Source organism: Chitinophaga pollutisoli, assembly GCF_038396755.1.
GTDB classification, from domain to species: domain Bacteria; phylum Bacteroidota; class Bacteroidia; order Chitinophagales; family Chitinophagaceae; genus Chitinophaga; species Chitinophaga pollutisoli.
In genome coordinates, this window is sequence record NZ_CP149822.1 from 1,258,034 (window position 1) to 1,284,997 (window position 26,964).

20 protein-coding genes are annotated in these 26,964 nt (G+C 56.9%); 10 read left to right on the forward strand and 10 right to left on the reverse strand.

Annotated elements, in window-relative coordinates; all coding sequences use genetic code 11:
* The first annotated feature begins 19 nt into the window (after positions 1-19).
* Positions 20-733: a 2OG-Fe(II) oxygenase gene (locus WJU16_RS05225; RefSeq protein WP_341837267.1), complete on the forward strand. Its 714-nt coding sequence runs from the start codon at positions 20-22 to the stop codon at positions 731-733.
* A gap of 2 nt (positions 734-735) precedes the next feature.
* Here WJU16_RS05225 and WJU16_RS05230 read toward each other — a convergent pair whose 3' ends face one another.
* Genes WJU16_RS05230 through WJU16_RS05240 form a run of 3 tightly spaced genes read right to left on the reverse strand, consistent with a single transcriptional unit; the run spans position 736 to position 2,747 of the window.
* Entirely contained in the window at positions 736-1,638 is a 903-nt protein-coding gene (locus tag WJU16_RS05230; protein ID WP_341837268.1) for a hypothetical protein, read from the reverse strand.
* A gap of 27 nt (positions 1,639-1,665) precedes the next feature.
* Positions 1,666-2,337 (reverse strand): ribose-5-phosphate isomerase RpiA, encoded by a 672-nt coding sequence (gene rpiA, locus WJU16_RS05235; RefSeq protein WP_341837269.1) that lies wholly within the window; start codon positions 2,335-2,337, stop codon positions 1,666-1,668.
* Positions 2,338-2,387: 50 nt separating this feature from the next.
* Entirely contained in the window at positions 2,388-2,747 is a 360-nt protein-coding gene (locus WJU16_RS05240; protein ID WP_341837270.1) for a nuclear transport factor 2 family protein, read from the reverse strand.
* Between the two features lie 217 nt (positions 2,748-2,964).
* Here WJU16_RS05240 and WJU16_RS05245 point away from each other — a divergent pair, with 217 nt between their 5' ends.
* Both WJU16_RS05245 and WJU16_RS05250 read left to right on the forward strand, forming a co-directional pair.
* Positions 2,965-4,056, forward strand: a complete 1,092-nt coding sequence (locus tag WJU16_RS05245; protein WP_341837271.1) for a histidine kinase — start codon at positions 2,965-2,967, stop codon at positions 4,054-4,056.
* A complete protein-coding gene (locus WJU16_RS05250; RefSeq protein ID WP_341837272.1) occupies positions 4,053-4,778 on the forward strand; it encodes a LytTR family DNA-binding domain-containing protein in 726 nt (241 codons plus the stop codon). The genes WJU16_RS05245 and WJU16_RS05250 overlap by 4 nt, the downstream gene beginning before the upstream one ends.
* Positions 4,779-4,995: 217 nt before the next feature.
* Here the strand turns inward: WJU16_RS05250 and WJU16_RS05255 are convergent, their stop codons facing one another.
* A complete protein-coding gene (locus WJU16_RS05255) occupies positions 4,996-5,850 on the reverse strand; it encodes a tetratricopeptide repeat protein (protein ID WP_341837273.1) in 855 nt (284 codons plus the stop codon).
* 96 nt (positions 5,851-5,946) lie between these two features.
* On the opposite strand from WJU16_RS05255, the gene WJU16_RS05260 reads away from it, so the two are divergent.
* From WJU16_RS05260 to WJU16_RS05280, 5 genes are all read left to right on the forward strand, one after another.
* Entirely contained in the window at positions 5,947-7,254 is a 1,308-nt protein-coding gene (locus WJU16_RS05260) for a HAMP domain-containing sensor histidine kinase (RefSeq protein ID WP_341837274.1), read from the forward strand.
* Positions 7,255-7,317: 63 nt separating this feature from the next.
* Entirely contained in the window at positions 7,318-7,752 is a 435-nt protein-coding gene (locus WJU16_RS05265; protein WP_341837275.1) for a hypothetical protein, read from the forward strand.
* A 69-nt stretch (positions 7,753-7,821) separates the two neighbouring features.
* Positions 7,822-8,823: a glycoside hydrolase family 43 protein gene (locus WJU16_RS05270; protein WP_341837276.1), complete on the forward strand. Its 1,002-nt coding sequence runs from the start codon at positions 7,822-7,824 to the stop codon at positions 8,821-8,823.
* Between the two features lie 153 nt (positions 8,824-8,976).
* Positions 8,977-9,798, forward strand: a complete 822-nt coding sequence (locus tag WJU16_RS05275; RefSeq protein ID WP_341837277.1) for a universal stress protein — start codon at positions 8,977-8,979, stop codon at positions 9,796-9,798.
* A 3-nt stretch (positions 9,799-9,801) separates the two neighbouring features.
* The gene (locus WJU16_RS05280) at positions 9,802-10,161 is read left to right on the forward strand and encodes a hypothetical protein (protein ID WP_341837278.1); all 360 of its coding nucleotides are present in this window, start codon (positions 9,802-9,804) and stop codon (positions 10,159-10,161) included.
* Here the strand turns inward: WJU16_RS05280 and WJU16_RS05285 are convergent.
* The 6 genes from WJU16_RS05285 to WJU16_RS05310 all read right to left on the reverse strand — a co-directional run bounded on the left by WJU16_RS05285 (position 10,118) and on the right by WJU16_RS05310 (position 21,785).
* Positions 10,118-11,176: a response regulator gene (locus WJU16_RS05285; protein ID WP_341837279.1), complete on the reverse strand. Its 1,059-nt coding sequence runs from the start codon at positions 11,174-11,176 to the stop codon at positions 10,118-10,120. The two genes, WJU16_RS05280 and WJU16_RS05285, sit on opposite strands and share 44 nt — an antisense overlap.
* On the reverse strand, positions 11,173-12,390 hold the full coding sequence (locus WJU16_RS05290) for a PAS domain-containing sensor histidine kinase (RefSeq protein WP_341837280.1): 1,218 nt from the start codon (positions 12,388-12,390) through the stop codon (positions 11,173-11,175). The genes WJU16_RS05285 and WJU16_RS05290 overlap by 4 nt, the downstream gene beginning before the upstream one ends.
* 51 nt (positions 12,391-12,441) lie before the next feature.
* Positions 12,442-16,032, reverse strand: a complete 3,591-nt coding sequence (locus WJU16_RS05295) for a PAS domain S-box protein (RefSeq protein ID WP_341837281.1) — start codon at positions 16,030-16,032, stop codon at positions 12,442-12,444.
* 224 nt (positions 16,033-16,256) lie between these two features.
* Positions 16,257-18,860 (reverse strand): S8 family serine peptidase, encoded by a 2,604-nt coding sequence (locus tag WJU16_RS05300; protein WP_341837282.1) that lies wholly within the window; start codon positions 18,858-18,860, stop codon positions 16,257-16,259.
* Positions 18,861-18,871: 11 nt separating this feature from the next.
* Positions 18,872-19,579, reverse strand: coding sequence for a hypothetical protein (locus WJU16_RS05305; RefSeq protein ID WP_341837283.1), 708 nt, complete (start codon positions 19,577-19,579; stop codon positions 18,872-18,874).
* 709 nt (positions 19,580-20,288) lie between these two features.
* Positions 20,289-21,785 (reverse strand): caspase family protein, encoded by a 1,497-nt coding sequence (locus tag WJU16_RS05310; RefSeq protein ID WP_341837284.1) that lies wholly within the window; start codon positions 21,783-21,785, stop codon positions 20,289-20,291.
* Positions 21,786-21,981: 196 nt separating this feature from the next.
* Here WJU16_RS05310 and WJU16_RS05315 point away from each other — a divergent pair, with 196 nt between their 5' ends.
* Together WJU16_RS05315 and WJU16_RS05320 are read left to right on the forward strand one after the other, a co-directional pair.
* Positions 21,982-23,841, forward strand: coding sequence for a CHAT domain-containing protein (locus WJU16_RS05315; RefSeq protein WP_341837285.1), 1,860 nt, complete (start codon positions 21,982-21,984; stop codon positions 23,839-23,841).
* A complete protein-coding gene (locus WJU16_RS05320; protein WP_341837286.1) occupies positions 23,841-26,963 on the forward strand; it encodes an ATP-binding protein in 3,123 nt (1,040 codons plus the stop codon). The genes WJU16_RS05315 and WJU16_RS05320 overlap by 1 nt, the downstream gene beginning before the upstream one ends.
* The last annotated feature ends 1 nt before the right edge of the window (position 26,964 follow it).

Here is a 26,964-nt window from a genome sequence, read left to right on the forward strand (position 1 = left end):
TCACTTCAACCTTACGAACATGCACCCAACCGCAAATGCGCTCCTGCAGCGCGACTGGCCCCTTATTGCCAGGCAGCTCCGCGACAATGGCTACGTCATCCTCCCCAAAGCCCTTCCGGCAGCCGATTGCGGTGCGCTGGCGGGGGCTTACGGCCAGCCGGAACATTTCCGCAAAACCATCGTGATGGCCCGTTACCGCTTCGGCCTGGGCGAATACAAATACTATCGCTATCCCCTGCCCCCACTGTTGCAGGACTTGCGCGAAACGCTCTATGCGCAGATCGCGCCCGTGGCGAATACCTGGATGGAACAGTTGGAAATCGGCACGCGATATCCGGGTAGCCACGCGGATTTTCTGGAACGATGCAAAGCTAACGGTCAGGAGCTGCCCGCGGTGTTGATATTGCAATACGGCCCGGGCGGGTTCAACACCCTGCACCAGGACCTCTACGGCGATGTGTATTTCCCGATACAAGCCGTGCTGTTCCTCGACGAAGCCGGAACGGATTACACCGGCGGCGAATTCGTGCTTACGGAACAGGTGCCGCGCGCGCAATCGAAGGCCATTGTTCTGCAACCCGCGAAGGGCGACATCCTCCTGTTCACCACGCAATTCCGCCCGGCTAAGGGCAGTCGCGGGTTTTACCGCGCGCATATGAAACACGGCGTGAGCGCGCTGCATACCGGCCAGCGGCATACGCTGGGGATCATTTTCCATGATGCATCCACCTGAAATCAGCTTTTGACGGCGAGGCTCCGCCACAGGTACGCCACCAGGTAACTTTCCCAGCCTTTGAACCGGCGGTAGAGTTTTTCCATGGAAGGATGATCGGATTTGTCGGCAATGAGTTGATGGGAAAGCAGGGCGTTCAGCAGCCCGGCGTCGCCATGCGGAATGCAGGTGGCGTCGCGGATGCTTTTCATGAGGGCGTAGTTGGCAGACCAGATGCCGATGCCGCGCAGGTCCGTTAACGCGCGGCGGCGCGCTTCGAGCCCGGGAAGCGCGAGCAGTGAAGATTTGCTGATGTTGCCGCTGGCGAACTGTTGCGCCACGCCAATGAGATATTCCGCTTTGCGCCCGGTGAATTGCATGGCGCGCAGTTCCGCGGGGTCTGCATTTGCCATAACGGCGGGTTGCGGGAAGAGATGGTATACTTCGCCGCCGGTTTCATAGCTTTCGCCCCAGCGCTCCACCATCCTGCGTTTCAGCCGGTAAGCAAAGCGCAGGTTGATCTGCTGGCCGATGATGCTCCAGGCCAGCGCTTCAAACAAATCAGGAATGCCGATGAGGCGAAGTCCGCCGAAAGCCGCAGGCATATAAGCCAGCGCAGGCACTTTGGAAAGCCTGGCATAAAACGGCAGGATATCTTCCTGCGGCGCCAGCCAATCCTGCACGTACGCCCGCAGCGCGGCTTCCGTTCCGGTTGCATCTTTTCCTTCAAGCAATGTGGCTTCAATTCCGTCAGGGTGCTCCCGGAGGTCCGCCAGCACGGGGTTGCCTGGTAATGGGATCAGTTTGCGGACGCGGCCGGGCAGGATGGTATGCATACATTCGTCGAAGCCCCGGTCCAGGAACCAGCGGCATTCGTCGAAACTAAAAGGATCGGAAGCGGGTATGATGAATGAGCGGGATGGCATGCCGCAAAGTTAACGCAGGCAAACCGATCAGCTACCCGAAACTTGCGGAAAACGGCGGACGGTACCGTTGTCGCCCATAAACACCAGCGTTGCTATTCCCGCGAAAATACCGTGTTCCACCACGCCCGTAATGGATTTCAACCGGGCGCCCAATGCGGAAGGGCTTTCAACCAACCCGAAATCCGCATCCACGATCAAATTGCCTTCGTCGGTCACCACGTCCGGGCGCACCGTGCACGCCGCGCCCATCCCCGCGATCTGTTCCTGCACATAACGCACCGCGAACGGGATTACTTCCACTGGCACACGGAACTTACCCAGGCGCTCTACCAGCTTGGACGCGTCTGTCATGATCACGAGCTGCCGCGACCTTACCGCCACGATTTTCTCATGCAGCAAAGCCCCGCCGCCGCCCTTGATGAGATCCAGCGACACGGTGAATTCATCCGCGCCGTCGAGCGTAATATCGATATGCGGCACCTCGTTGATGTCCGCCAACGGAATACCAAGCGCCATAGCCAGTTCCGCCGTTTGCCGGGAGGTGGGGACGCCGGTTATGCTGAGCTTGCGAGCGGCGATAGCGTGGAGGGCCGCGGTGGCGGTAGAGCCAGTGCCAAGGCCAACCGTCATGCCGTCGGCCAGCAATGCTACAGCCGCCTGTGCGGCCAGTTGTTTGTCGTTTTCCTGTTGCGAAGCCATTCCGGAATTTACGGCATTTGCCGGGTAATCCATGCGTGCCATCCAGCCGCCTACATAAAGAATTGCTCCGAGATGATCTTGCCGTCTTTCACCTGGTAAACGCAAAGTTCCTCCCATTCAGCGCGGGGCTTGTCTTTCATCGTCACATCCATCCCGCAGACCATCGCGATGATGTTGCCGGTTACCACGGTATCGCGGATCGTGATGGCATGCATTGTTTCCACCATTTCGTCGAATTTCTTCCCTTTTTGAAGAATGTTCTCCTTGCCTTTTGTTTCTTTTTCGAAAGCTGGTGTTTCGTAGGGTTCGATACTCACGGCATCGTCGGCGAAGAGGGTTTCCACGGCTTCATGGAATTTGCCCACCCGGCAGAACGCTTCGAGCCGGGAGGCGATTTCGGCAGTTGTCATATGGATAAGTTTAACCTGTTGACCGCAAACCGCATGCCCCGGTAAGGCTGTTTTTCGGCGGCGCCGAATGTCATTTCAAGCGCAACATCCTGCACTTCGGCGCCCGATAAGACCTAACAACCTGTACCACAGCGAATTACAGCTACCCTGGGGCAAGTATTGCCATGCGGGAATCTGTGCTGAAATTGGCGTAACTTCCGCCCAATCTGTACGGATTATGAGCAAGTCTTTTATGGGAAAAATAGCAGCAGCACTACAGCGGAAGGCCTTCAGCGATGTTTCCCGGGCCGAAGTGGCAGGCTATTGCCTGCTGTTCCTGTTGCAGGATTTCATCCTTTACATGCCCGAAGTGGTGGCGGGGCGTGTAGACGCCCGTTACCTCACGATGATATGGTGGGATGCAGTGATTCTTCTGATCGTGAGTGTGCCGTGCTGGTATTTGGTGTTCCGGAAATATAAAGACCGGCCGTTGCGGTTTCGCTTCCGGCTGCACTTGTTGCTCATTCCCTTGTTTTGGGGCGCCTGGGTGGCGGGGACGCAGATTTTCAATTGGCTGGATGGCCGTCCGCCCATGGCGGGTATCGGCTTGCTCCGCTCCGTTTTCCCGGTGATTGTGTATTACCTGCAGTGCTTCAGCCTGCTGCATGTGTATCATTTCTTCCTGGAACGCGAAGTGCAGTTGAAGAAAGAAAAGGAACTGGCGGACGCGGCCTTCCGCAGTGAGATCAACGCGCTCAAAGCGCAGATCCAGCCGCACTTCCTTTTCAACACCCTCAATTCCATCAGCGCCAGCGTGCCCATCGAGCAAGAGCCCACGCGCGAGCTGATCGCCCGCCTGGCCGATACTTTCCGGTACTCGTTGTATTGTACCGAACACGAATGGGTGCCGCTGAAGGAAGAAATACGGTATATCCGTACCATGCTGGAACTGGAGCACAGCCGCTTCCGGGAACGACTGGAATTCAGCATCAGCCCGCTGAATGGTTCCGAAAACGTCATGATCCCCTCGATGTTGCTGCAACCGGTGGTGGAAAACGCCATCCGCCACGGGATCGCGCCCAGCATCAACGGCGGGAAAATCAATATAGAAATCGCACAGGAATCGGATAAGTTGCGCATCGAGATCAGCGATACCGGCGTCGGGTACAGCGGTGAACTGAAAGAGATCGAACAAAGCGCGGGCGTGGGATTGCGCAACATCCGCCAGCGGCTGGAACTGCTGTTTTCGGAGCACCTGCTTGTGAGCCGCAACCAGCCATCGGGACTTCGTTTCAAATTTTATACACATACCAATCGCCAACTGCCATGAGCCGTAAGACTGCCCTGATCATCGACGACGAAGAAGCCTCCCGTTTCCTGATCCGCCAATACCTGGCCGACTACCCCGAAATTACCATCGCCGGCGAATGCCGCAATGGCCTGGAAGCCGTGCGCGATATCAATGCCATGCAGCCCGACCTTGTTTTCCTCGACATCCAGATGCCCGCCATGAACGGCTTCAGGGTGCTGGAAGAAATCACCCATATCCCCCTCATCATCTTCACCACTGCCTACGATCAGTTTGCCCTGCAGGCTTTCGAGATGAATGCCCTCGATTACCTGCTGAAACCCTACACCCGCGAGCGCTTCAGCAAAGCGATGGACCGCATCGACCGCAGCGGCCACGCCCAGAACCTCCACTTCCTGGCCGACGCGCAAACCGTCAATTTCCCCAAACGCATCCTCGTCGAAAAAGGTAACCGCCTCAAAAGCATCGCCGTCGACGAAATCATCTATCTCAAAGCCGAAAAAGATTACACGCAAATTCATACCCACGACCAGCAATTCCTCAGCTCGCAGGGCATCGGCATCATCGAAAAACGCCTCGATCCGGAGAAATTCATCCGTATCCACCGCTCCCACATCGTCAACATCCTGCATATCCGCGAAGTGTACCGCGATATCAGCAAAATGTTCCTCGTCATGGAAAACGGTACGGAACTGAGCATCGGCCGCAATTACACGGACAACCTGAAAAAACTGATTTACTGATCCCGGTCACGTTCGTCGACTATGGCAGCATTTCGCCGCCCCTTTCCGCTGTTCATCGATCCGCCCGAAACGGCAAGCGGATAGGCATTACTTTTCGGCAAAACGAAAACCATGCGCATTTTACGCTACTGGCTCCGGCGGCTGAAAGCGTTTTTCGGGAGGGAGCCCCGCGGCCGTGTTGACGCCGGGAGGAACCGTATCAAAATATAAAGGAAATTTAACCCGCCTGCCTGCAGAAGGTTTTGAGGCTTTCTTCCGCGTATTCCGCACCCAGGTTGCGGGCTTTCGTCCAGTCGGCGCACGCGCCTGCCTGGTCGCCCAGCCGTTGCCGGGTGTTGCCGCGGTTAAAATATACGGCGGGATTGAGAGCGTCGAGGAGGATGGCCTGGTCGTAATCGGCCAGGGCGCCGGCATAGTCGCCCGCTTCGTCTTTATTAACCGCCCGGTTGATATACGCTTCTTTAAATTCCGGCGAAAGCCGGATCGCTTCATCATAATCGGCGCGGGCTTTGGCGTTGAGCAGCAGTGCGTCTTTCGCGATGGCGCGGGAGTACCAGGCGTTGGCGTTTTCGGGGAAGATGCGGATGGCGGAAGTAAAACGGATGGCGCAGTCGCTGTAATTACGGTTATCGTATGCCGCCAGCCCTGTCTCAAAATATTCCGCCAGTTTTTCGGGAGATTCGTCGGGGAATTCCTGCGTTTCCGGCGGGGTACCGGTAGAGTAGCCGTCCATCCGGCAATCGTGTTCAAAACCTTTGATGCCCATGTCCATCACCCAATACAAGAGGTTTTCCTCGCTCACCGGGATCGGGGCGGTGACGGCGCCCAGCTCGATGATGCCGCCGCCCGACTGCCGGGTGCCCGCTACTTTCATGCGGTAGGCGTCCTGCAGGAGGTAGCCCAGCTTTTCCAGCCTGGCCCGGTCGTCGGAAACAAAATAAACTTCAAACGCCGCCAGGGCGTTTTCCTTCCAGCCGCTGTCGGTCATACGGCGGTAAACATCCGCCGCCAGCACGATTTCCTGGGGCATCCGCTGAAAAAACTGATCACGGGAATAGAACCTGGCAGCCATACTTTTTCGTTTAGAGGGGCAAAAATACGCAATTCAGCTGTAAACCGATGGTGTTCAGACCTTACCACGATGCCGAAGGTTTTTTATCTTTGCACCATGCCAGCATCCGATTTTTCGGTCAAAACCTTTTTCTTCCGCCTGCTGAATATCGGTATCACACCGGATATGCCATTCATTGAGGCCCGCAGAACGCGGCTCCTCAACCTGCTGACTGTACCCTGGATCCCGGGACTGGTATTCTTCGCCGTGACCAATTTTTTCCAGGAAAGATACCTGCTGTCGTTCCTGAATTGCCTCAACGTCGCCTGCAGCGTAGGCACCGTAATCTTCACCTGGAAACAACGGTACCTGAGCGCGCGGCTTTTCATCATCATTTCCAGCATTATCATCTATACCGTTACCGCGCTGATCTACCGGAACGGCGTCGAATTCTTCCTGCTCAACATCCTGATCGTCACGGTTTTGGTATATGATAACAAATGGCTGATCCTTTCGCTGTCGGCCGTTATGCTCTCCTGCTTCCTGGCGGTCCGTTTTTCCTGGATCAACCTGTCACCGGAGCTGCCCGTACCGCACGACCGGATCGTGTTCAACGTGGTATGGGGCCTGTCGTTCATCGTGATGGCCCTATCCTACTTTAAACGGGTACACGATGATTATGAAAACGAAAAAGAAGTGCAGCGCCAGGCGCTGGTGGCCCTGAACCGCGACAAGGAAAAACTCTTCAGCATCATCGCCCACGACATCCGCGGCCCGCTTTCCACCCTCGAAATGCTGCTGGACATGTTCCGGAAAGGGGAATACCCGGAGGAAGATATGAAAGACGCGGCCGATGAACTGTACAAGAAAGTCGCCAGCCTCGCCGGGACCATGGACAACATGCTTCGCTGGAGCATGGGCCAGATGAAAGGCATCCGCGTGAAACCCGTTCATGCCTCCCTCGCCAACCTGACCGACGAGATCGTCAATCTGTTCGAAAACACCATCCGGGAAAAGGAAATCCATCTCAAAGTCGAAATCCCGGCCGATTGCTGGGTGTATGCCGACCGCGACCAGGTGTCGGTCATCCTCCGGAACCTGCTCAGCAACGCCGTTAAATTCAGTTACCCGGGCGGGGAAGTCCGCATGTCGGCCATTACCGTGGAGGGGCAGGTTACATTTCGCGTGCAGGACAACGGCATGGGCATCCCTCCGGAAAAGCTCCCGCAACTCTTCTCTTTCAAATCGGCGCCGGGTTACGGCACCAAAGGCGAGCGCGGCAGCGGGCTCGGCCTGCTCCTCTGCCAGGAATTCACGGTTCAGAACAAAGGCCAGCTCACGGCCAGCAGTATTCCGGGCAAGGGAACCCAGTTTACCCTCACCCTTCCGGCAGGTAAACCGGCGCTGGTAAAAATTGATTCATAATATTTTATTCTAATATTTTATGTAATTTGCCGGGAAGAAAAAACCCGAGATCGAACCATACCTATGAAACCACTTGCGATCCTCGTAACGGCGGCCATGCTGTGCTGCTTGTCGATGCAGGCAAGCGGCCAGGGGGTGTTGCGCACGCCGGCGTCGGATACGATGAAGTACCAGATGAAGCAGGGGGCGTACCTTGGTTTCAGGCAGGTGAACCTCAGTATGGGTGAGATTGGGTTTGAGGTGGTGATCAGCAGTAATTTCAAGGGGAAGTCAGCCCCCCGGCTGGAGTTCCGGATCGACCAGCCAAGGGGCAAAAGGAGCAAAAAGCTGGGTTCCATCAAGATCCCCGATACGGCGGACACGACTTTTAACATCAAGCTCACCGGGCAGTTGCGCCACGCTTTCGGCATACACGACCTATTCCTCGTTGCCAAGGGCGAAGGGGAATTCGAAATCTCCGGGTTCTCTTTTATCCATAACTATTTCGCGGAAAAATAATCATCCCGCCAGCACGCCGCCATTGATGCCGGGGAGTTGGAAACCGATTGTTTTTTCTATATTTCGGGCATGAAGCGCCTGATACTCCTCTGCTGCGCCGCCGCGGCCTTCCTGCCCGCCTCCGCACAGCAAAAGAAAAAACGTAAGACCTCCGGCAACCCGATCTTCCCGGGATGGTACGCCGATCCCGAAGCCATCATCTACGGCCGGAACTATTGGGTATTCCCCACTTTTTCCGCACCGTACGGCAAACAGGTGTTCTTCGACGCCTTCTCCTCCCCCGACCTCGTTAAATGGAAAAAACACGCCCGCATACTCGACACATCGGCCATCAAATGGGCCAAACGCGCCATGTGGGCGCCTTCCGTGATACGGCACAACGGGAAATACTGGCTCTTTTTCGGAGCAAACGATATCCAGAACGATAAAGAATACGGCGGCATCGGCGTGGCCGTGGCCGACAAACCCGAAGGTCCCTACCGCGACCATCTCGGCAAGCCTCTCATCGACCGCTTCCACAACGGCGCCCAGCCCATCGACCAGTTCGTTTTCCGCGACCACGACGGCCAGCATTACCTCTTCTACGGCGGCTGGCGGCATTGCAACATCGCGAAGCTGAACAACGATTTCACGGGGTTCGTGCCGTTTGAAGACGGAACCACCTTCCGTGAGGTAACTCCGGAAAAGTATGTGGAAGGGCCGTTCATGTTCCGCAAAGACGGGAAGTATTATTTCATGTGGTCGGAAGGCGGCTGGACCGGTCCCGATTACAGCGTGGCTTACGCCATCGCCGATTCCCCCACCGGGCCATTCAAACGCATCGGCAAGATCCTCGACCAGGACATGGCCATCGCCCGGGGCGCGGGGCATCATTCCATCGTCCACCCGCCCGGCACCGATAAATATTTCATCGTTTACCACCGCCGCCCCATTGGAGAAACGGACGCCAATTCGCGCGAAACCTGCATCGAAAAACTGGAATTCGAAGAAAACGGCCTGATCAAACCCGTGATCATCACCCGGGAAGGCGTTCCGGCAACGAAAGTGCCTCCCGTTCAATACGATAAGTAATTCATACCCTCCCGAACCCGCGCCCCCGCTTTTTGTTGTAAGAAAAGCGGGGGCGCGGCTTTTTCATACCCGCCGACATTTCCCCGACCACGATCAACGGCCCCGTTGACCGTCATCATCGCTTCTTCACCCTCATTAACGGAATTTTATACCATGAAAAAGATCATTGTTGCCCTCGACGGCCTGAAACTTTCCGAATCCAGCGTTCAAACGGCTGTGGCCCTCACCGCCCGCGAAAAAGCCCATTTGGTAGGCATCTTCCTGGACGACTTCACCCATAACAGTTTTTCCATCGCCACCGCCATGGAAACCAATGACCTCGACGCCCGGATGCAGAAAGACAAGCAGATCCGCGACAGCGCCGTGAAGGAATTCGAGAACGCCTGCCAGTCGGGTGGAATCAACTTCACCGTTCGCCGCGACAAATCGTTCGCGCTGCCCGACCTGTTACGGGAAAGCATTTATGCCGACCTGCTGATCATCAGCGCCGACGAGTCGTTCACGCGTTTCCCCGAGCCCGCGCCCACCCGTTTCATCCGTGATCTGCTGTCGGAAGTACAATGCCCCGTGCTGATCGCGCCGCTGAAATGGCAGCCGCTGGAAAAAACGGTGATGCTGTACGACGGGGCGCCTTCGTCCGTGTATGCCATCAAAATGTTCACATCCATCCTGCCCGAAACGAACAAGCTCCCCGCCACGGTGATCACCGTTCGCGGAGATGAGAACCATCACGTTCCGGAGAACCAGCTGATGAAGGAATTCATGAAAAGGCATAACCCCGGCGCGGAGTACGCCGTATTGCAGGGCGACGCGGAAAACGCCATTCTCGACGAGCTTATCAAAAACGACAGCCGTACGCTGGTGGTACTGGGCGCTTACCAACGCGGCACAGTGAGCCGCTGGTTCAGGGCCAGCATGGCGGATCTGCTCATGAAATCCGTACCCTGCGCCCTTTTCATCGCACATAACAAGTAAAAAATGAGCCGGGAGAAGAAATTTGAATTACTGCGGCTGCTGGAGTATCTGAAGCAGGAGAACATCCTGTTGAAGCAGCGGCTGATGGAGGCTTTACGGATCGATTCTTCGAGGCAGTTCCTGGAGCGGGCGGAAGCCCTCCAGCAACAGTTCCTCCAAAACGACCAGGCCCTCGCGCTCATGCACCACGACCTGGTAATGTTGTACCAGAAACATAGCGATTGCAAATCGTACCTCCTGCAGCGGGAAGGATTGGAATCCGACCTGGGCCGGATGAAAGAAGAGTTTGAACACCTGCGCCTGCAATGCGCCGATCTTCCTAGTTCAGGAGCCGCGCCAGCTTCTTGCGGTCTTCCAGGATAATTTCGCCCTCCCGGATGCTGATGAGCTTTTCGTCCCGGAAATCTCCCAGCGTCCGGATGAGGGATTCTTTGGCCACACCGGCAACGGCGGCCAGGTTATCGCGGCTGATGTCGATACTGAATTGCGTGCTGCCGGCTGCGTTATATTTTTTATCGAGCGCAAGAAGCGCGTCGGCTACTTTGCGGCGCAGCGAATTGTAGGCGATGCCCAGCAGTTGCTCTTCCTTTTCGGCCATGTTGTTGGCCAGCATCTGGATGAGCCGGCGCTGCACGGCGGGGTTGCCGTTCATGAGCGCTTCGAAATCCGATTTGGGGATCATCGCCACTTCGGCGTCTTCCATCGCCTCGGCGCTGTCCTGGTACAAACCACCGCTCAGCAACGGTGTATAGCCGAAATAATCGCCTTCGTTAAACAGCCCCGTGATGAGTTCTTTCCCGTTGTCGTGCCGCTTGCTGGATTTGACTTTCCCCTTGATGATATAGAAAAGGTTGGTGGCGTGTTTGCCCTCCGAATAAATTGCTTGTTTCTTTTTGAACAGCTGGGTGTTGCGTTCGTTCTTGAGCGCTTCCAGCTGGTCGGCCCCACCGCTGGCGGAAAGCAGTGCGGAAATACCGCCGGGCCCCTGGGCCATGTCTTCCTTCAGCTTGCTGGCTTTCTGCAAACGGATTTCGATGGCCTGGAGCAGTTCCATGGCATCGAAAGGTTTGGTGATGAAATCGTCGGCGCCCATTTCCATGCCTTTGCGCATGTCCGTTCTTTCGGTGCGGGCGGTGAGGAAGATGAAGGGCGTATGCTGGAGGGCGTTGCGCTTGTGCAGCATGTGCAACACGCCGTAGCCGTCGAGCACGGGCATGGAGATGTCGCAGATGATCAGATCCGGCTGATGCTCGAAAGTCATCTGCACGCCTTGCATGCCATCGGCCGCGGTCAATACCTTATAATTGGCCATGGTGAGGATCTCCGCGGTATTTTCACGGATGTCGGCATTGTCTTCGATCAGTAGAATCGTGGTCATATGCTGGTCGGGATTTGAAAAGTCAGGATAAATTCGGTGCCTTTTTCCAGCGCGCTGCGGCATTCGATGGTGCCGTTCATCAGCTCGGTGTATTTGGCTACGATATGCAGCCCGAGGCCGGTGCCCTGTATGTCGGACACGTTGTTGCCGCGGAAGAAACGTTCGAACAGGTGGGCCTGGTCGTCGACGCTGATGCCGCGCCCTTCGTCGGCCACGCGGATCACCAGCCGGTCGCCTTCCCGGTCGGATGCAACGCTGATGGCGCGGCCTTCCAGCGAGAATTTGATGGCGTTGGACAGCAGGTTGAGGATGATATGTTTGAGCAGCGCGGGGTCGAGCAGGGCTTCCGGCTCGCCGTTATGCGTATACGAAATGCGCTGGTTCTTTTTGTTCAGTTCGAAAAGCTCCTGAACGGTGGAACCGATGATCGTTTCCACATTCACCGTGGCCGGCCGCACCAGGATCCGGCCTTCCTCGATCTTGCCCACGCTGAGGAAGTCGTTGAGGATGTCGGTCAGGAGATTGACGGATGAAACGATCCGCTGGATGTGCTTTTCGCGTTGCGGCTGCTCTTCCGTAGCCGTGTAACGGGATATGAGGTAGGAAGAAGACAGTACGGTGCTCAGCGGGGTGCGGAATTCGTGCGAGGCCATAGACACGAAACGGCTCTTCAGTTCGTTGAGGTCTTTTTCCTTCTGCAAAGCTTTCCGCAGTTCGCCGTCTTTCTGTTCAATCTCCTTCATCTGCTTTTCCAGCTGGCCCACGAGTTTGGAAAGCGAAGCAGTTCTTTCCGCCACTTTCTGTTCCAGTTCCGCGTTCAGCTCGCGCAAGGCGTCCTCCGACTGCTTCCGCAGGGAAATATCGCTCACAAACGCCACCACAAAACGGCCGTCGGGCGTTTCGTAGACGCCGAGGCTGATTTCCACGGGAAATTCGCTGCCGTCTTTCCGCCGGGCGTACAGGTCCATTCCCATGCCCATGGGGCGGTTGTGCGGATGGTGATGGAACTTTTCGCGGTGATGCACGTGCCGGTGGGCATATCGCTGCGGGATGAGCATTTCCACCTTTTGCCCCTGTATTTCCTCGGCTGTATAGCCAAATTGGCGCAGGAGAAAAGGATTCGCCAGAACGATATTACCTTCGGTATTCGCTACGAGGATACCTAAAGTGGCATGGTTGAAAATAACTTCAAATCCGAATAATGCATTGTTCATGGCGGTGGATCTTAAATGGCGGATCAAATTTACAATTTAATTCCGAGGGCGTCACTCCTTTTCAATGGCTTTGCGCAACAGCTCCCGTACGATGGCCATTTCAGCCTTCGTTTCTTCCAGCAGGGCCTGCGCGGTGGCGGGTTGTATCTCCGTCATCATATCAAAGACCCGCGAGAGTCGCGCCAATTCGCCCATTCCCACGCTGGCGGTAGTGCCGTACATTTTATGCCCAATGGATTTAATTCCCTTGAGATTACCTTCTTCCACGTATTGCGCCAGCGCTTCCAGCGATTTTTCCAGTTCCGCGCCGGTGAGCCGGAGGATTTCGGCGCCTACGGCATCGTCGTCGAGGTAGGTTCTCAATACGTTGATATCGAAATGTTTATCAGGATTCTCCACGATGGGGTTATTTGCTTGCGAGACTATTTCCGGCAATTCGTCCGGCAGCCATTTCCGTAATATGGCCGCCAGCGTTTCTTCCACGATGGGTTTGGACAGGAAATCGTCCATCCCCGCCGAGAGGCTTTTCTCCCGCTCCCCGCTGATGTTGCCCGCCGTCAGCGCGATGATCGGCACGCGGGCGTTCATTTCCATCTCCCGGATTTTGTACGTGGCCTCGTAGCCGTTAAGCTCCGGGATCTGGATATCCATCAGGATAAGATCCGGCTGTGTTTCCCTGAAAATGCGCACCGCATCCAGCCCGTTGCCGGCTTCGATAATCACCGCCGCGGGCATGAGTTTATGAATGATGGTTTTGGTGAGCAGCATGTTCACGGTATTGTCTTCCACCACGAGCACGGTGGCTTTGCGGTCGTTCAGCGGAGCGAATTTCAGCCCTTCCGCATCTCCCGCCGCCGCCGTATCCGCCGAACTGGCGAATTCCACCGGCAGGGTGACGTAGAAATAGAAAATACTGCCCGAACCGGGATAACTGATCAGCTGCAGCTTGCTGCCCATGAGGGCGAGGATTTTATTGGAAATGGCAAGCCCGATGCCCGTGCCGCCGTATTTCTTCGTGGTCGATGCATCTTCCTGCGCAAACGCTTCGAAGATCCGTTCCTGTTTGTCGGGTTTGATGCCGATACCGGTGTCCCGCACTTCGAATTTGAACGTCATGTCGCCATTGCGGGATTCTGCGATGGAAGTGATCCTCAGTTCCACCGCGCCCTTATCCGTAAATTTGACCGCATTGCCCAGGAGGTTGACGAGCACCTGCTTCAGCCGCAGCGCATCGGTATGAATGTAGGCCGGCAGGTGCGGCGGTATCGCCAGTTTGATATCCAGCCCTTTCTGCTGGCCCTGGAACATGATGATATCGAGGGCCTCGCGTCCGAGGGCGTACAGGTTGATTTTCTCCGTATGCAGCTCCAGCTTCCCTGCTTCGATCTTGGACAGGTCGAGGATGTCGTTGATAATGCTCAGCAGCACGTTGGCGCTCTGGTGAACGATCCCCAGGTATTGTTGTTGCTGCCCGTCGAGCGGGGTTTTCATCACCAGGTCCGTAAACCCGATGATGCCGTTGAGCGGCGTGCGGATTTCGTGGCTCATATTGGCGAGGAATTCCGACTTGGCGCTGCTCACCTGCTCCGCCTGCTGCTTCGCGGCGATGAGCGCCTGTTCCATGCGCTTGCGCTTGGTGACGTCGGTCGCGATGCCGAGGTACCCCACCACCTGGTTGCGGATGTCCCGGATGGGCGTCATCACCAGCGATACGATGCAGCGCGATCCGTCTTTCTTAACGTAAATCCATTCCCGCTGTTCCGAACCTTCCTTCTCTGTTTTATAGATGAAAGCGCGCATTTCGGAAATTTCCTCTCCTGTTTCTTCAGACAGCTCCTTTGCGCGGAGCTGCACTTCTTCGCGGTCATGGATGACTTCGGGGATCCTGCGGCCGATCATTTCGTCGGCGGTATATCCCAGGAGCCTTTCAGCGCCCCGGTTGAAAAGCGTGATCGTACCGGATTTGTCGGTTGCGATGATGCTCACTTCCGAAGCGGATTGCAGCACTTCCTGCAGGAGTTTCCGGGAATTGAAAACATCCAGCATGGCCTTTTTCCGGTCGTTGATATCGTGGAAAGCGCCGTAGAGGCGTTTGCACACGCCATTTTCGAAATCCGCATGCCCCTGGGTGCGCACCCATCGTTCCTCGCCCTGCCAGGTGGTGATGATCACCTCCAGGTCAAATGAGCGGCCGGTGCGGATGGCGCGGTTCACGGCGCGGATTACTTTATTCTGATGCTCGCCTTTCTTGAAAAACCCGATCGCGGCCTGCAGGTCCGGTTCAAATCCCGGCGGCACGCCGTGCAGCTCGCGCGTCATGTCGGTCCAGAGCAGTTTATCTTTCGCCATTTCCACCACCCAGGCGCCTACCCTGGCCACTCTGTTGGTCTGTTCCAACATTTCCTTGGTAGTGGCGAGATCCTTTTCGAGCAGATAACGTTCGGTGATATCGATGGCGTTCCCGATTACATAAGGCTCCTCGTTCTGCCCCGTTTCCAGGACATTGCTGAACATCCAGATGCGCTTCGAACCGTTGCGGTGCGTGGTGGTCATTTGCCCGGCCGCCATCCCTTTTTCCCGGATCTCGGCCAGGTAAGCGTCGAACATCGGGCGGTGGTCTTCCGGCAGGAGGTCGCCCAGGTTCATCCTCGACATTTCCGCCACCGTATAACCGAGCAGGTTTGCACCTGCGTAATTGACGGAGATGATGTTGCCCCGCAGGTCGTGCGTACACATGAGGCCCTGGCTGTGCTCGAAGAAAGCACTCAGTTTTTTCTGGCTTTGCTCCAGCAATTCTTCCCGGATACGCTCGTCGGTGATATCGCGGCCGATGGCGAAGATATCGCCGGTTTCCGGATCGGATTCCGCCGCCCACTGGATAAGGCGGTAAGCGCCCGTTTGTGTCCGGAAACGCCGGGTGAAATTCACCTTGTCTTTCCCCGAACGAATATTCTTCAGGTTGATTTTGGCAGCATCGACGTCGTCGGGATGGGAGAATTCCAGTGCGGGGCGCGTCATCAGCTCCACTTCCGACCAGCCCAGCAGCTTTGTAAACGCGGGGTTCACCTTGCGGTAGTACCCGTTCGGCTGCAGGATGCAAATGAGGTCTTTCGACAGCTCGAACAACTGTTCGAAATAATTCCGTTCCATGTTTTTCCGCCGCTCCACGATGAGGGAAACCACCATTTCCGCCAGCAGCTTCAACGATTCCTTTTGTTCGAGGTTGAGATGGCCGGGCTTGCGGTCGAGCACGCAAAGCGCCCCCAGCGCAAATCCCTCCCGGTCGATGAGCGGGTAACCGGCATAATAACGGATATGTTCGTCCCCGGACACGCCCGGCAGCCCGGCAAAGCGGCCGTCTTTCGAAGCGTCTTTTACCTCGAACAGGTCGGGATGTGCAATAGTATATTGGCAGATAGATTCGCTGCGGGGTGTTTCCTCAATCTCCAGGCCGGTTTTAGCTTTGATCCATTGCCTGTTTTCATCGATGAGGGTAACGAGCGAAATCGGCGTGCCGCAAATGCGCGAAGCAAGATCGGTCAGCTTTTCATACTCTTCTTCCCGGAAGGTATCCAGGATGTTGTAGCTTCTCAGCGCGCGAACGCGTGCTGCTTCGTTCTGTGGGACTGGCGGTGTATTCATAGTTTCAAATCAGGACTCCATCTGATTCTCACGGTTAATAAAAGTAACACAAAAATAAGAAAAGCGCCGCAGAAGAATCTGCGGCGCTATAAACCATATCCTATGAAAAACACTAAAATTGCTTAAAACGTAGTGCAAATATCCACCGATCCGCCGCAACCCGAGCTGACGCCCGTCAGTTTCGCATATGATTTTCGTAAGCCGCGGCCGGAACAGCAGTAGCGCTACATCTGGATCGCCTCTTTCAGCCATGCCGAAGCATAGGGGGAAGCGAGCACCTTATCCCGGAACTCCGGCTGGCCGATGGTGGCTTCCATTTCCACGGGGTTGGAGAGGTCGATCCGGGAGAAAATCTCATAAAACTGCGGATCGGTCTGCAAAAGGTGCAATAATTCCGTGGCGAGCGCTTCGGCGGAGGGTTTCGGTTCGCTGCTGCGGAACAGTTTCCGCCGCTTGAAGAACGAGCCTACAATCTCCACCACACCCCACCAGGTGCTTTCGGCCGACGGCGACTGTGTAAGGGCTGCCGGCTCCGCCACCGGCACCTGCAGGGCGTCCCAGGCGCGGAGGATACCGTTGCCATAGTATTTTTTCCAGTCCGGGAAGATGTCGCCCTTCGCGGCGCTGGTATACAGGGCGTGGCGTACGGCTTCCACTTTCATCCATTTCTTTCCTTCTTCATAGTACCCTTTTTTCTCCATCTCCTCCCTGTGCCGCGCGATGTACAGCGCCGCCGCAGCCGCCACCTGCGGCGTAGCGGAGGAAGTGCCCCCGCCGCTGCGCACAAACGGATGCACGGTGGAAGCCCAGGGCGTGTTGGGCGTGTATCCGGCCAGCGCGCGCGTCATCCGCGAAGCCGGCCCCCAGGAACCTTGCATGTATTGCGTGCTGATAGCCCTTTCGGAACCCTCCCGCAGGAAGTCCACGTCGTACGGCCTGTGGTCGTGCATGGCGCCGGTGGCCGCGATTACCCGCTCGAAAGCCGCCGGGAACAATACGCACTTCGGCAACAGTGCGCCCGTGCCCTTATACCAGCAGTTGCTCGCGGCGCTTACAATCACGACGCCGGCTTCGTACGCCCGGTTCACCGCTTTCGCCATCCGCTGACTGGGTTTGCCCGCCATCGACATCGACACCACCTCGCACCCGTTCGCGATCGCGTAATCGATCGCTTCGGCGAACGTCCGGTCATTCATGATCACCACCGATTCCGAAATCCTGCAGGGGATCACCGTGGCTACCGGAGCGCCGCCGATATAGCCTTCGTATTCCCCGAAAGTCTGATCCTTGCTCACTTTCCCGCCGGCCAGCAGCACCATGGTGCCCAATCCGTGGCCGTCCTGCCCGGATTCGGGCTTATCTTCCGCCACGGCGGGATTTTCCTTGCTCACGAAACTCCGTTGCAACTGGTAATCCAGGTTTTCCGGCAATGCGGGGTGTTTGGGGATATAGCCCGTATCGAGGTGCGCGATGCGGACGTGCGCCCCGGGCGTAGCCCTCACTTCCTCCGTGGCTTTAGCGAGCTGGGAATGCGTATCGCCGAGGTGCCAGCCGATAGCGGCATCGCCCATGGCGGGCGGCCACTCGCGGATATAATCGGGATTATTGGCATCCGCCTCGCGCGTGGCCCGCTTGTCCTGCGCGGGCGTAACGCTGAGATCGGGTTCCACCACGGCTTCCATCCCTGCCTGCTGCAAACTCTGCTGCAAGGCATGCGCGGCGCTCCAGCTGTGCTCGTGGGGTGTATCTTTCAATTCCACCAGCAGAAAATCCGCGCCTTTCTCCAGGATTTCCATATCGTTACCGGGAGTTATATCCCCCGCCGGCGGCGTTTTCCAGGTGATGAGCAGTTGCGCGTTGCGCTTCACCTTCACTTCATCCCACTCCTCTTCTTTGGTCAACCGGCGGCCGACGGGCCTGGGTTTGAGATCCGGAGAACGTTTGCCCGTTACCACGGCGGCATCGGGAATATCGATTTTAAAAGGAAATGCGGTATCGAAAGCGGGGATGATGGCGCCGTATTCGAAAAAATTGGGGCGCGGATAATAATACCGCTCGCGGATGGCGTCGATCAGTTCCGGCGCGTTTTTCTTGCGGGTGGATGCTTTCCTGAACAACCCGATGAAGGATTCGGTGAATACCCCGTTTTTATCGCCGTCGAAAGTGGTCTGGTCATCCTGGCAAGCCGCCAGCAGCTTCACCGCGGCTTTCACATCGGCCGCCTGCGCTTTGGTCCGGAATCGCTTCTGGACGGGGGCATATACCGTTTCGCCGTACAACGACAAAACATCCTGCTCATTGGCCAGCGGCAGTTTCCGGGAGCGCATCCCGCGGGCGCCCGCGGCTTTTTCCAGCCCGGCGGCCAGGTGCTGGCTGAGGTTCTGCGCATCGGGAACTACGCGGGCGATGGTACCGGAATGACAACTATCCGATACGATCAGGATGCGCGTGCCTTCCCGGAAAGCGCGGAAGGCTTCGAACAGCTCATCGTCGAGCAGTTCGCGGTCGTACAGGCACCAGGTTTGGTCAAAGCGCTCGTTATCGAGGCCCACGGCTTTTTCGTTGGCGATCTGGCTGCCGTGGCCCGCATAGGTCAGCAACAGGATATCACCCGGCGCCATTTTGCCGGCGTAATCGTTGAGCGTCGCCAGCACGGCGGAAGCGGTAGCCTCCTCGTCGTGGAAGTGGCGGGCCGAGTAGCCCGACTGCTCCGCGAATTCTTTCCAGAATTCAGCATCCGCCACGGCCGCTTTCAGGAAGGGCACATCGGAATAATGCTGTTTGTCTATTTTGTTCAACCCTATGTGCAGGGAATAGCCTTTAGACATGTGTCAGGGGTTTAATGTGGAATGATATGTTGCATGATGTTTTTCACCTGTTGTTCATCCAGCAGATAAGCCGGATAGCTGCCGCCGGTAACGGTTTCCGGGCGATGTGCGGAATGCGCGCGGAGCGCTGCGGCCAGGGCGGGAATGGCAGCTTTTACCGGTCCGTTCTCCTGCATGGCGAATGCCAGCATCCGCAGCAGGTCGCCCGTGGTGCGGCCTTCACCCTCCTTCCCTGAAAAAATAAGTTTATCCGTATCCGTTATTTCCGCGAGTTGCGCGAGTTGTTTGCCGATCCCGTTGGTGACAACATATACGTTTCCAGCGCCCGCCGCGGCCAGCGCTGCTTCCAGGTCATCCGCGGCGACGGTGATATCATCCGCCGGCGGGAAGTCGAAACGCAGCAGTTGCTCCGGCGCATCCGGTCGGGCGGTGAACACGCGCCACATGAAAGTGGAATCGCCGGTGATGCCGTCGAGCAGCAGGGCGGCGGTTTTGGCGGGATCGTATGCCGATGGCTGCCAGCTACCGCCTGTGCGGGAAAAGATCCGCAGGCCGGTAGGTTTAGGGGGAAGATAGATGCGCCTGAAGAAAATATCCTGCGTTGGCACGTGAAAAATCTGCATCCTGCCGGTGGCGTCCTGGAACCCGGCGGGCTCGTAAGCATTTCCGCCGGTGGCGATCACAAACGGGATGACGGCATGATCGGGCAGGGCGCGCACAGCCGCTTTGGGTGCGCGTTGCAGTAAAAAAGGGGATCCTCCGGCCGGAGGGGCTCCGTCATCTCCAGCCGCAACGCCGCCATCCCGCCGTCGAGCGCGTTTTCGGAAGGCGCATCGCCCCAGGCATCGGGCCCGGTTACCGCCACTTTCCGTTCCGGCAACAACGCCAGCTTCCCGGAAAACCCCGTGGGCGTGGTGACGGCCAGCGGCCCCAGCAACACTTCCCCGCCCGGGCCCGCATTTTTCTCCAGCCCTTCAAAAGCTGTAAATATCCGGCAATGAAACACCGACCACGCAACGCTTTCCCCTACTTCCTTTTCCGCCCCGCTCCTCGCGCCCCCGATCCCCCGGCTGCCGGGCTGATCCAGCTCCAGCGCTTCCTGTGCAAACCGGCCCACCCTCACATCCGCCGCAGACACGATGATTTTCAGGTAATCCGAAATCTCGTAATGGTTGTAATCCGGGTACAACTCATCTATGGAAACAGGGATCGCCGAAACCGTTCTCCCGCTATCGATATAAGTGAGGTGCAATGGAGGCCCGCCGCTTACCAGCGCGGGCTCCCCGTCGCGGATCAGTTCGGTGAAAATGTCGTATTTGCTGCCGAGATACAACACGCGCACGAAGCACTTTTCCACCGGCGCATCCGCCTTCAGCGCGATGCTCAGCCGAAAGGCCGGCGATTCGCCGTTCTTATATTTCAGTTCGATTATATCGTTGCCGGCATGCAAAGCGCGTTCGTTGCCATCAATCCCTTCGATCGCGGTCCATTGCAGGTCGAAGTGCCCGCGGCCCAGACGGGGGTCGAGGCGCTTCCAGTCCAGCGCCGCCATCCAGGCCGCCACGCGCTGCGCGTAGGAAAGAAACACCGCCGCGCTGGCCGCCCGCCGGAATAAAGGCAAGGTGCCGTTTTTTCCAGCAGCACGTAGCTGCCATCTGCCGGGCGGTACACTTCATACCCTGCTTCTTCTCCGAAACCGACTTTTAACAAAGGAAATTTACCCGCGCCCAGCGCCTTTTCCAGCGCGGCGTCGGGTGGAGAGGCGATATGCAATGCAGGCGCAGCCGCCCTTGTCAACGTGGCCTTCGCCGTTTCAGAAGCGGTATCCAGGCCGGGAATATCTATCAGCGAAAAGAGCGCTTCCACGTCCCGAAGCTCCGCTTCCAGCCGGAAAGCGCCGTCCCGGATGTCGAGCAACGCGCCCGGCGCCAGGCCGTGGAGCGCGCCGCCGAAAATCTTCCAGCGGTTAAGGCTTACGTCGAAGAGCACGTCGAACGCCGGCACGATGGGCTGCATGGCGTCGGAAAGGAACCGGCGGTCGAGGTCTGCTTCCCTGGCCGCGAATGCCACGGGGTGTTGCTGGCCGGCGGCGGCGGTCACAACGGTTTGCATCCGCCACATCAGGTCGCGGTAGCTGGCGGCGCCACCGTTGGCGAGGAGCGCATCCATGAGCCTGCCCGTGAAGATCCCCCCGCGCCAGGATTCCTGCGCCAGCTCGTCGGCCCGGCAAGCCGCCAGGTGCACATACCGCGCGATAGCGGGCTTCATCCCACCATTTTCATTTGTATAGAACCCCGGTGCGTCGTGCCCCAGGAGATCCGTAAATGCCAGCACCTTCCCCGCATCCGCATGAAAACGGGGCCGGAATTCGCCGCCGGCGCCCCGCGGCGCGAGGGCGCGCGTGTTGCCGCCGGAGTGGCAGCAGTCCGTTATCACGAGGCAATGCGCCTCCGAATTACCGAATGCCTTCCAAAGGAGGTAAGCGAGTTCTTTATTGGTGAGGTCGCGGGCGGTAGTCCGGCTGTCGGCACATACGATCGTTTGCAGCCGGCGGGATGGGTTGTTGAAATAAAACTCAGGCGGCGCGGCCGTTTGCGAGCCATGGCCGCTATAGAAAAACACGCAGATATCCCCGGCCTTCGCGTCCGCGAAATGGGTAAACAGCCGTGTGGTGAAGTTGTCGAAAGTGGGAGGAAGCCAGGTCAGCGGGGCGCCGGTGGCGGCACCGTACTGTTCCAGCAGCCGCAGGTCGGCGTTATTGGGTAGAAGGTAATATGCAGGGTGATATGCGAGCCCTTCCTGTGCGGCACACTGGCTGCGCAGCAGGCGGTCGACCCGGAGCACGTCCTGGATACAGCCGCTGAGGGGACTGTCGGGATAAGCGTTGATGCCGGCAAATGCCGCATACAATCGACGTTCTTGCATATGCAATGCTTCTGTTAAAATGGAAATCCGGGGTTATGCCGATCGTGCCTAATGTTTATCTACTGGGGTTGCTGATCTGGCCAATTCATTGAAAAATCGTACCTTAGGTAACAGATTGTGACTCCAAATTAACTCCAAAAGTCGAGATTTCCATCGTGAGGCGCGGAATTTATTTACCCCGATTCCACCAGCAGACATGAAAAAAATAATCATTGCCTTTGCAAATCATCCGCAGGCGCCGTTGCAATCGGTGACGGAAGAAGACGAGGGCATCTACAATACGCTGAACGAAGCCCTCCGGGGGAACTACGTGGTTCACCGGGAGTCGTTCGCTACGGTTGCCAATATCAACCAGGCGTTTTCCAATTACCGGGAAGACATTGCCATCTTTCATTACGCCGGCCACGCCGGCGAGGAATCTTTATTATTTATCGATCAGGCCGCCAGTGGCCAGGGGCTTGCTTACCTGTTAAAACCCAGCGCCGACGCGGGGAACCTCCGGCTGGTGGTCCTCAACGGCTGCTCTACGGGCGCGCAGGTAGATGAACTGCTTAAAATAGGCGTCCCGGCGGTGATCGCCACTTCCGCCGCAGTGAACGACCGGTCGGCCCGGGCATTCGGGACGGAGTTTTTCAAATGCGTTTGCGTTAAAGGCATGAGCATCCGGCAGGCGTTCGAAACCGCTTTAGCCGCGGCGCAACTGGCATCCGCGGTGCCTCTCGGCGTGGACGCGCCGCCTTCCCGCGACCTCAACCTACCCGGCAAAACGCCGCGCGAACCATTCTGGGGGCTTTTCTTCAACACCGCTGCCGCGGTCGATCAAAACCCGATCCCCAGTGAAGCACCAGGGCCTTTACCCCCTTTCACCCCGAACGCCCAGCTCATCAAAACACTTTTCACCGCTCTCATCGCCGCAGGCAACGAACCGGCCATCAAACTCGAAAACTCCCTCAAAACAGAGATCATCGATAACGAAGAAAACGTCATCCAGATGACGATCTTCAGCGCCCTGCCCTTGCCCATCGCCAGCCAGCTCAATACGCTCTTCGCCCCCGGAAGTTCGGGTACGGAAGACCTGATACGGAAACCCGGCTTCGAAAGGCTGCAGCAACTGGGCCGCATTTTCCATATCGCGTCGGAATTCATGGGCATCATCATGATCTCACAACTGTGGGAACTGAAGATAAAAGAAAAGGTGAAAGACCTGCCCGATGACATGATGGAACTGCTGGATAACTACTTCAGCCTTTCCATCGACGCCCGTTCGGTATACGATTATTCATCCCTTATCCGCGCCATCCGCAAGTACATCGACACGCTGGACGACGTGGAATATTTCGTTACCGAGCTTTCCACGCTCCGCGATGATAACCCGCAGAACAAACCCTTCGGCGAAGCCTGCGAATTCCTGCATTTCATCCGATCCGTCACCTACACGCCCACCGGCAAACCGCGGCCGAAACGCGTCTCCGATACGGAGATCCCCGCCTTGTGCATCCGGGCGGAAGCGATGCTGTGCACGGTTTTCGAAAAGCTGGGATTCCTGCACCGCTATACGCTCACCAGCATCCAGAACATCTGCATCAACAAATACCGCCACGAAACCAGCACCACCTTCGATCACCAGGTGCTGAAACTGATGAATTCCAACGACTCCAAGGAAATGAATTTCTATCTCCTTGCCCAGCACCTCGACAACAGCGGCGTGGTGCTCACCAAACAACTGCCTTCCATCCACAATGCGGAAAGGCGCCAGTACAAAGGCGAGTCCCTGGAATTCCTGAACCTGTCGCCGCTGGTCGTCGATATCAATACTTTCGAAAGGTTCGCCGACCAATCAAGGATCGCGATTTTCGGGCAATACGAGCCCGCCACGGATTCGTACGTGTTCCGCTGGGTCAAGAATCCGGACGAAGCGCGGGATTACAAGCCCATTAACGTCAAGCGCAGCTTCGACCGCACCACGCGGGTGGAACAGGCCCGCCACGAAGCCATCTGCCAGCAACTCACCGCCTTCAAGCTGTTCACCCAGCAGGCATTAACCTCGACACCGTAATGACCAGCATCCTGCATAGTCCGTTTAAATTCCTGGACCCATACGACCGGAACGATTTCAACATTTTCTTTGGCCGGGAGGACGAAGTGGAAACGCTTTACCAGCATATCCATAAAAACAGGCTGGTGCTGGTGTACGGAACCAGCGGCACAGGCAAAACTAGCATTGTGCAGTGCGGCCTCATGAACAGGATGTACGATACCGACTGGTACCCGCTGTTCGTCCGCCGCGGCGACCATCTCGTGGATTCCCTGCAGGAAGCCACGGCTACGGCCGCCGATCCTAAGGCGGGTAATGGCGCAACGGCCACCGCGCTCTCCGGCGGCACGCAATACAAACAGGCGCCGCAGGTGCTGCGGGCAAGGAACATGACGACAGACGCACCCGCCAAAATATACGAATCGCTCAAAGGCATCAACCTCCGATACCTGCGGCCGGTGTACCTCATCTTCGACCAGTTCGAGGAATTGCTGATCATGGGGAGCGACGGCGAGAAGAAAACCATCATCAAAATCATCGACCACATCCTTTCCGATCCGGACCTGCAATTCTGCAACCTGTTGTTCATCATGCGGGAAGAATTTTTTGCGGGGCTGAGCCCCTTCGAAAAGGAAATCCCCGACTTCTGCGACAGGCGGTTGCGCATCGAGCCGATGAACCACAAAAACGTGGAGGAAGTAATCAGGAAATCCTGCAGCAAGTTCAACATCTTACTGGAGAAGGAATCGGAGAACGCGAGAGAAATCATCGCCGTGCTGTCGGAGAAACAAGTGGTGTCGCTGCCTTACCTGCAGATTTACCTCGACCAGCTCTGGCGGACCGTTTACATGAACACGCCCAACAAAGTGGAGCCGCCCGACTCCATCTGGCCCATCCTGCACGTCAACAGTACGGTGATCCGGAAGTTCGGCAGTTTGCAGGACGTGCTCGACCGGTTCATGCACGAGCGGATACAAGTGATCCAGGAAGAGCTGGAATTACAGTTTCCGGAGATAGAAGATAATTTTGTGGCCAACGTATTGGATGCTTTCGTGACGAACGAAGGCACGAAGCGGCCCATTCCCTATGCCCGCGTCAACAATGGGATATGGTTTACCGGGCTGGTGCCGCCGTATTTGCAGGGGCGTTCTTCGGCGTTGATGACGAATTTGCTGACGGAACTGGAGAAGAACAAAATCCTCCGGTCGGACGGGCAAACGTATGAGCTGGCGCACGACACCCTGGCGGGGCTGATCGATGCCCGGCGGACGGAAGAGCAACGTCGCACGGGCTTCACCGAAAAGCAGATACTCAGCCGGTATGAGGGATTCAAAAACGGCGCCAGCGAATTGCTCAGCGTCCGCGAGATCGCATCGTACGAGCCTTTCATCAAACGGCTGAACCTCCCGGCGGAAGTGCTTGATTTTTTCAAGGCCAGCGTGAACACCCGGCATGCGGAACTGAAGCAGGAACAAAGCCAGCAGAAACGGCAGAAGATATGGCGGCTGGGATGGATCATCGGCGGTTTGCTGCTCGTGGTTTTATTGGTGGGATATATCAATAACAAGCGGCTCACGCGGGAGTTCAACCGCAATGAAAGCCTCGTCTATATGGGTTTTGACCTGGCGGATAAAGATGCGGCCACCGCGCTGGGGCTTTTCGGGATTTTCAGGGAAAAAGTCTTCGGAGAAGACACCTCGATGCTGAACCTGAAGCTGAAAGAAACGATGCAGCTGCAGGACGCCCAGGCGCTTTTCGCCCGCTGGCATTACGATCTCCCCTACGTGAAAGTAGAACCCATCGATATCGATATATCCGACGACGGGCAATACATTGTTTATAATGTGAACCAAAAAGAATTCAGGGATTCGGTGAGAACTTACATCCTTTCCACCATGACCGGCGAAACCATCCGCCAGTTCGATTCCGTGCAATACGCTTGTTTCGCCAACGGCGGCAACATCCTCGTGATCAGCCGCAGCGGTGTACTGGTAGACACATCCCAACCCCAACAAATGACCAAATCCCGCAGCAAACCGCAATACCGGCGCTGGCGGCAGGCGATGCTGTACGACTGCGACAAAAAGCAGCGCATCCCCGTGCCGTTTGAAAACGGGCAACAATTATACGGTCCGGACGATATCACGCTGTACGCCGCCAACGAACAGGAATCGTACCACGTGCGGGTGCTGGCCAACGGCAACCTGCTGGTGCCCTATCTGCACAACGGCCGCGACCACCTGATGCTCCTGCACCCGGACGGCCGGCTGATTTCCCGCATCCCCAGCGTATCTACCGTCACCACTTCGCGCGACGGAAAGCGGTTCATGCATTACACCATCACACCCGGGAACAATCTTGCATTGCAGATTTTCGGCGACGATGGCGAAATGAAAAGGCAGGTGACAGATGAATTCACGTTCGGGGATTTCACGGAAGACGGCGCGATCCTTTGGGGTAACCGCTTCACCTGCTACTTCCTGGATGGCGCGGACACGCTGACGTACGACGTCCCCGGAAACGCGGACATCGATTACGCGTTCGGCAACCTCTCCAAAGGCCGCATCGCGCTCAACGTTACCCTCTACGAAAACACTTTCAATTACGACGAGCACCGCAAGCGTGTGATCGTCGCCAATATCGCCAACGGAGAGCAGCGATACTGCCTGGGCGCCGCCATCGGCATCGATTTCGGCAAAGGATATGTCATCACAAAAGCTGAAGACCCCGCCGCCACGGCCTTCCGCCCGGGAACGGATACCTTGTACCGGTACGATCTCAGCAAGCCATCCCCTCCGATGCAATACCTCGTGCCTGCGGGTATCGAAACCGTGCAGTTCAACCGCCAAACGGGCGATCTGCTCGTTTTTACGCGATCCAACCAGTTGTTCGTGCTCGATAACCAGTTACAGGTAAAAAAAGGGCTGAAGCTTACATCCAACGACACCTATGGCATGGCGCGCGGCGGTGCGCGGTTTTATTACGCCCGCGACCGCTACCTGACGGTTTTCGACAATGATACCCTGCGCCTGAACGTGTTTGATGTGGCGTCGGTTTGGCCGGGGATCACGGGACCGGGGTCGCCGGTGAAGCCCATTACGGATAAGAAACGCATCCGCGAGCTGGGTTTGCACTTCAGATAAA

Excerpts from the sequence above, each read along its gene's own strand:
- WJU16_RS05225 (WP_341837267.1), top strand. The coding sequence starts at position 20 with ATGCACCCAACCGCAAATGCGCTCCTGCAGCGCGACTGGCCCCTTATT.
- WJU16_RS05230 (WP_341837268.1), bottom strand. The coding sequence starts at position 1,638 with ATGCCATCCCGCTCATTCATCATACCCGCTTCCGATCCTTTTAGTTTC.
- rpiA (WP_341837269.1), bottom strand. The coding sequence starts at position 2,337 with ATGGCTTCGCAACAGGAAAACGACAAACAACTGGCCGCACAGGCGGCT.
- WJU16_RS05240 (WP_341837270.1), bottom strand. The coding sequence starts at position 2,747 with ATGACAACTGCCGAAATCGCCTCCCGGCTCGAAGCGTTCTGCCGGGTG.
- WJU16_RS05245 (WP_341837271.1), top strand. The coding sequence starts at position 2,965 with ATGAGCAAGTCTTTTATGGGAAAAATAGCAGCAGCACTACAGCGGAAG.
- WJU16_RS05250 (WP_341837272.1), top strand. The coding sequence starts at position 4,053 with ATGAGCCGTAAGACTGCCCTGATCATCGACGACGAAGAAGCCTCCCGT.
- WJU16_RS05255 (WP_341837273.1), bottom strand. The coding sequence starts at position 5,850 with ATGGCTGCCAGGTTCTATTCCCGTGATCAGTTTTTTCAGCGGATGCCC.
- WJU16_RS05260 (WP_341837274.1), top strand. The coding sequence starts at position 5,947 with ATGCCAGCATCCGATTTTTCGGTCAAAACCTTTTTCTTCCGCCTGCTG.
- WJU16_RS05265 (WP_341837275.1), top strand. The coding sequence starts at position 7,318 with ATGAAACCACTTGCGATCCTCGTAACGGCGGCCATGCTGTGCTGCTTG.
- WJU16_RS05270 (WP_341837276.1), top strand. The coding sequence starts at position 7,822 with ATGAAGCGCCTGATACTCCTCTGCTGCGCCGCCGCGGCCTTCCTGCCC.
- WJU16_RS05275 (WP_341837277.1), top strand. The coding sequence starts at position 8,977 with ATGAAAAAGATCATTGTTGCCCTCGACGGCCTGAAACTTTCCGAATCC.
- WJU16_RS05280 (WP_341837278.1), top strand. The coding sequence starts at position 9,802 with ATGAGCCGGGAGAAGAAATTTGAATTACTGCGGCTGCTGGAGTATCTG.
- WJU16_RS05285 (WP_341837279.1), bottom strand. The coding sequence starts at position 11,176 with ATGACCACGATTCTACTGATCGAAGACAATGCCGACATCCGTGAAAAT.
- WJU16_RS05290 (WP_341837280.1), bottom strand. The coding sequence starts at position 12,390 with ATGAACAATGCATTATTCGGATTTGAAGTTATTTTCAACCATGCCACT.
- WJU16_RS05295 (WP_341837281.1), bottom strand. The coding sequence starts at position 16,032 with ATGAATACACCGCCAGTCCCACAGAACGAAGCAGCACGCGTTCGCGCG.
- WJU16_RS05300 (WP_341837282.1), bottom strand. The coding sequence starts at position 18,860 with ATGTCTAAAGGCTATTCCCTGCACATAGGGTTGAACAAAATAGACAAA.
- WJU16_RS05310 (WP_341837284.1), bottom strand. The coding sequence starts at position 21,785 with ATGCAAGAACGTCGATTGTATGCGGCATTTGCCGGCATCAACGCTTAT.
- WJU16_RS05315 (WP_341837285.1), top strand. The coding sequence starts at position 21,982 with ATGAAAAAAATAATCATTGCCTTTGCAAATCATCCGCAGGCGCCGTTG.
- WJU16_RS05320 (WP_341837286.1), top strand. The coding sequence starts at position 23,841 with ATGACCAGCATCCTGCATAGTCCGTTTAAATTCCTGGACCCATACGAC.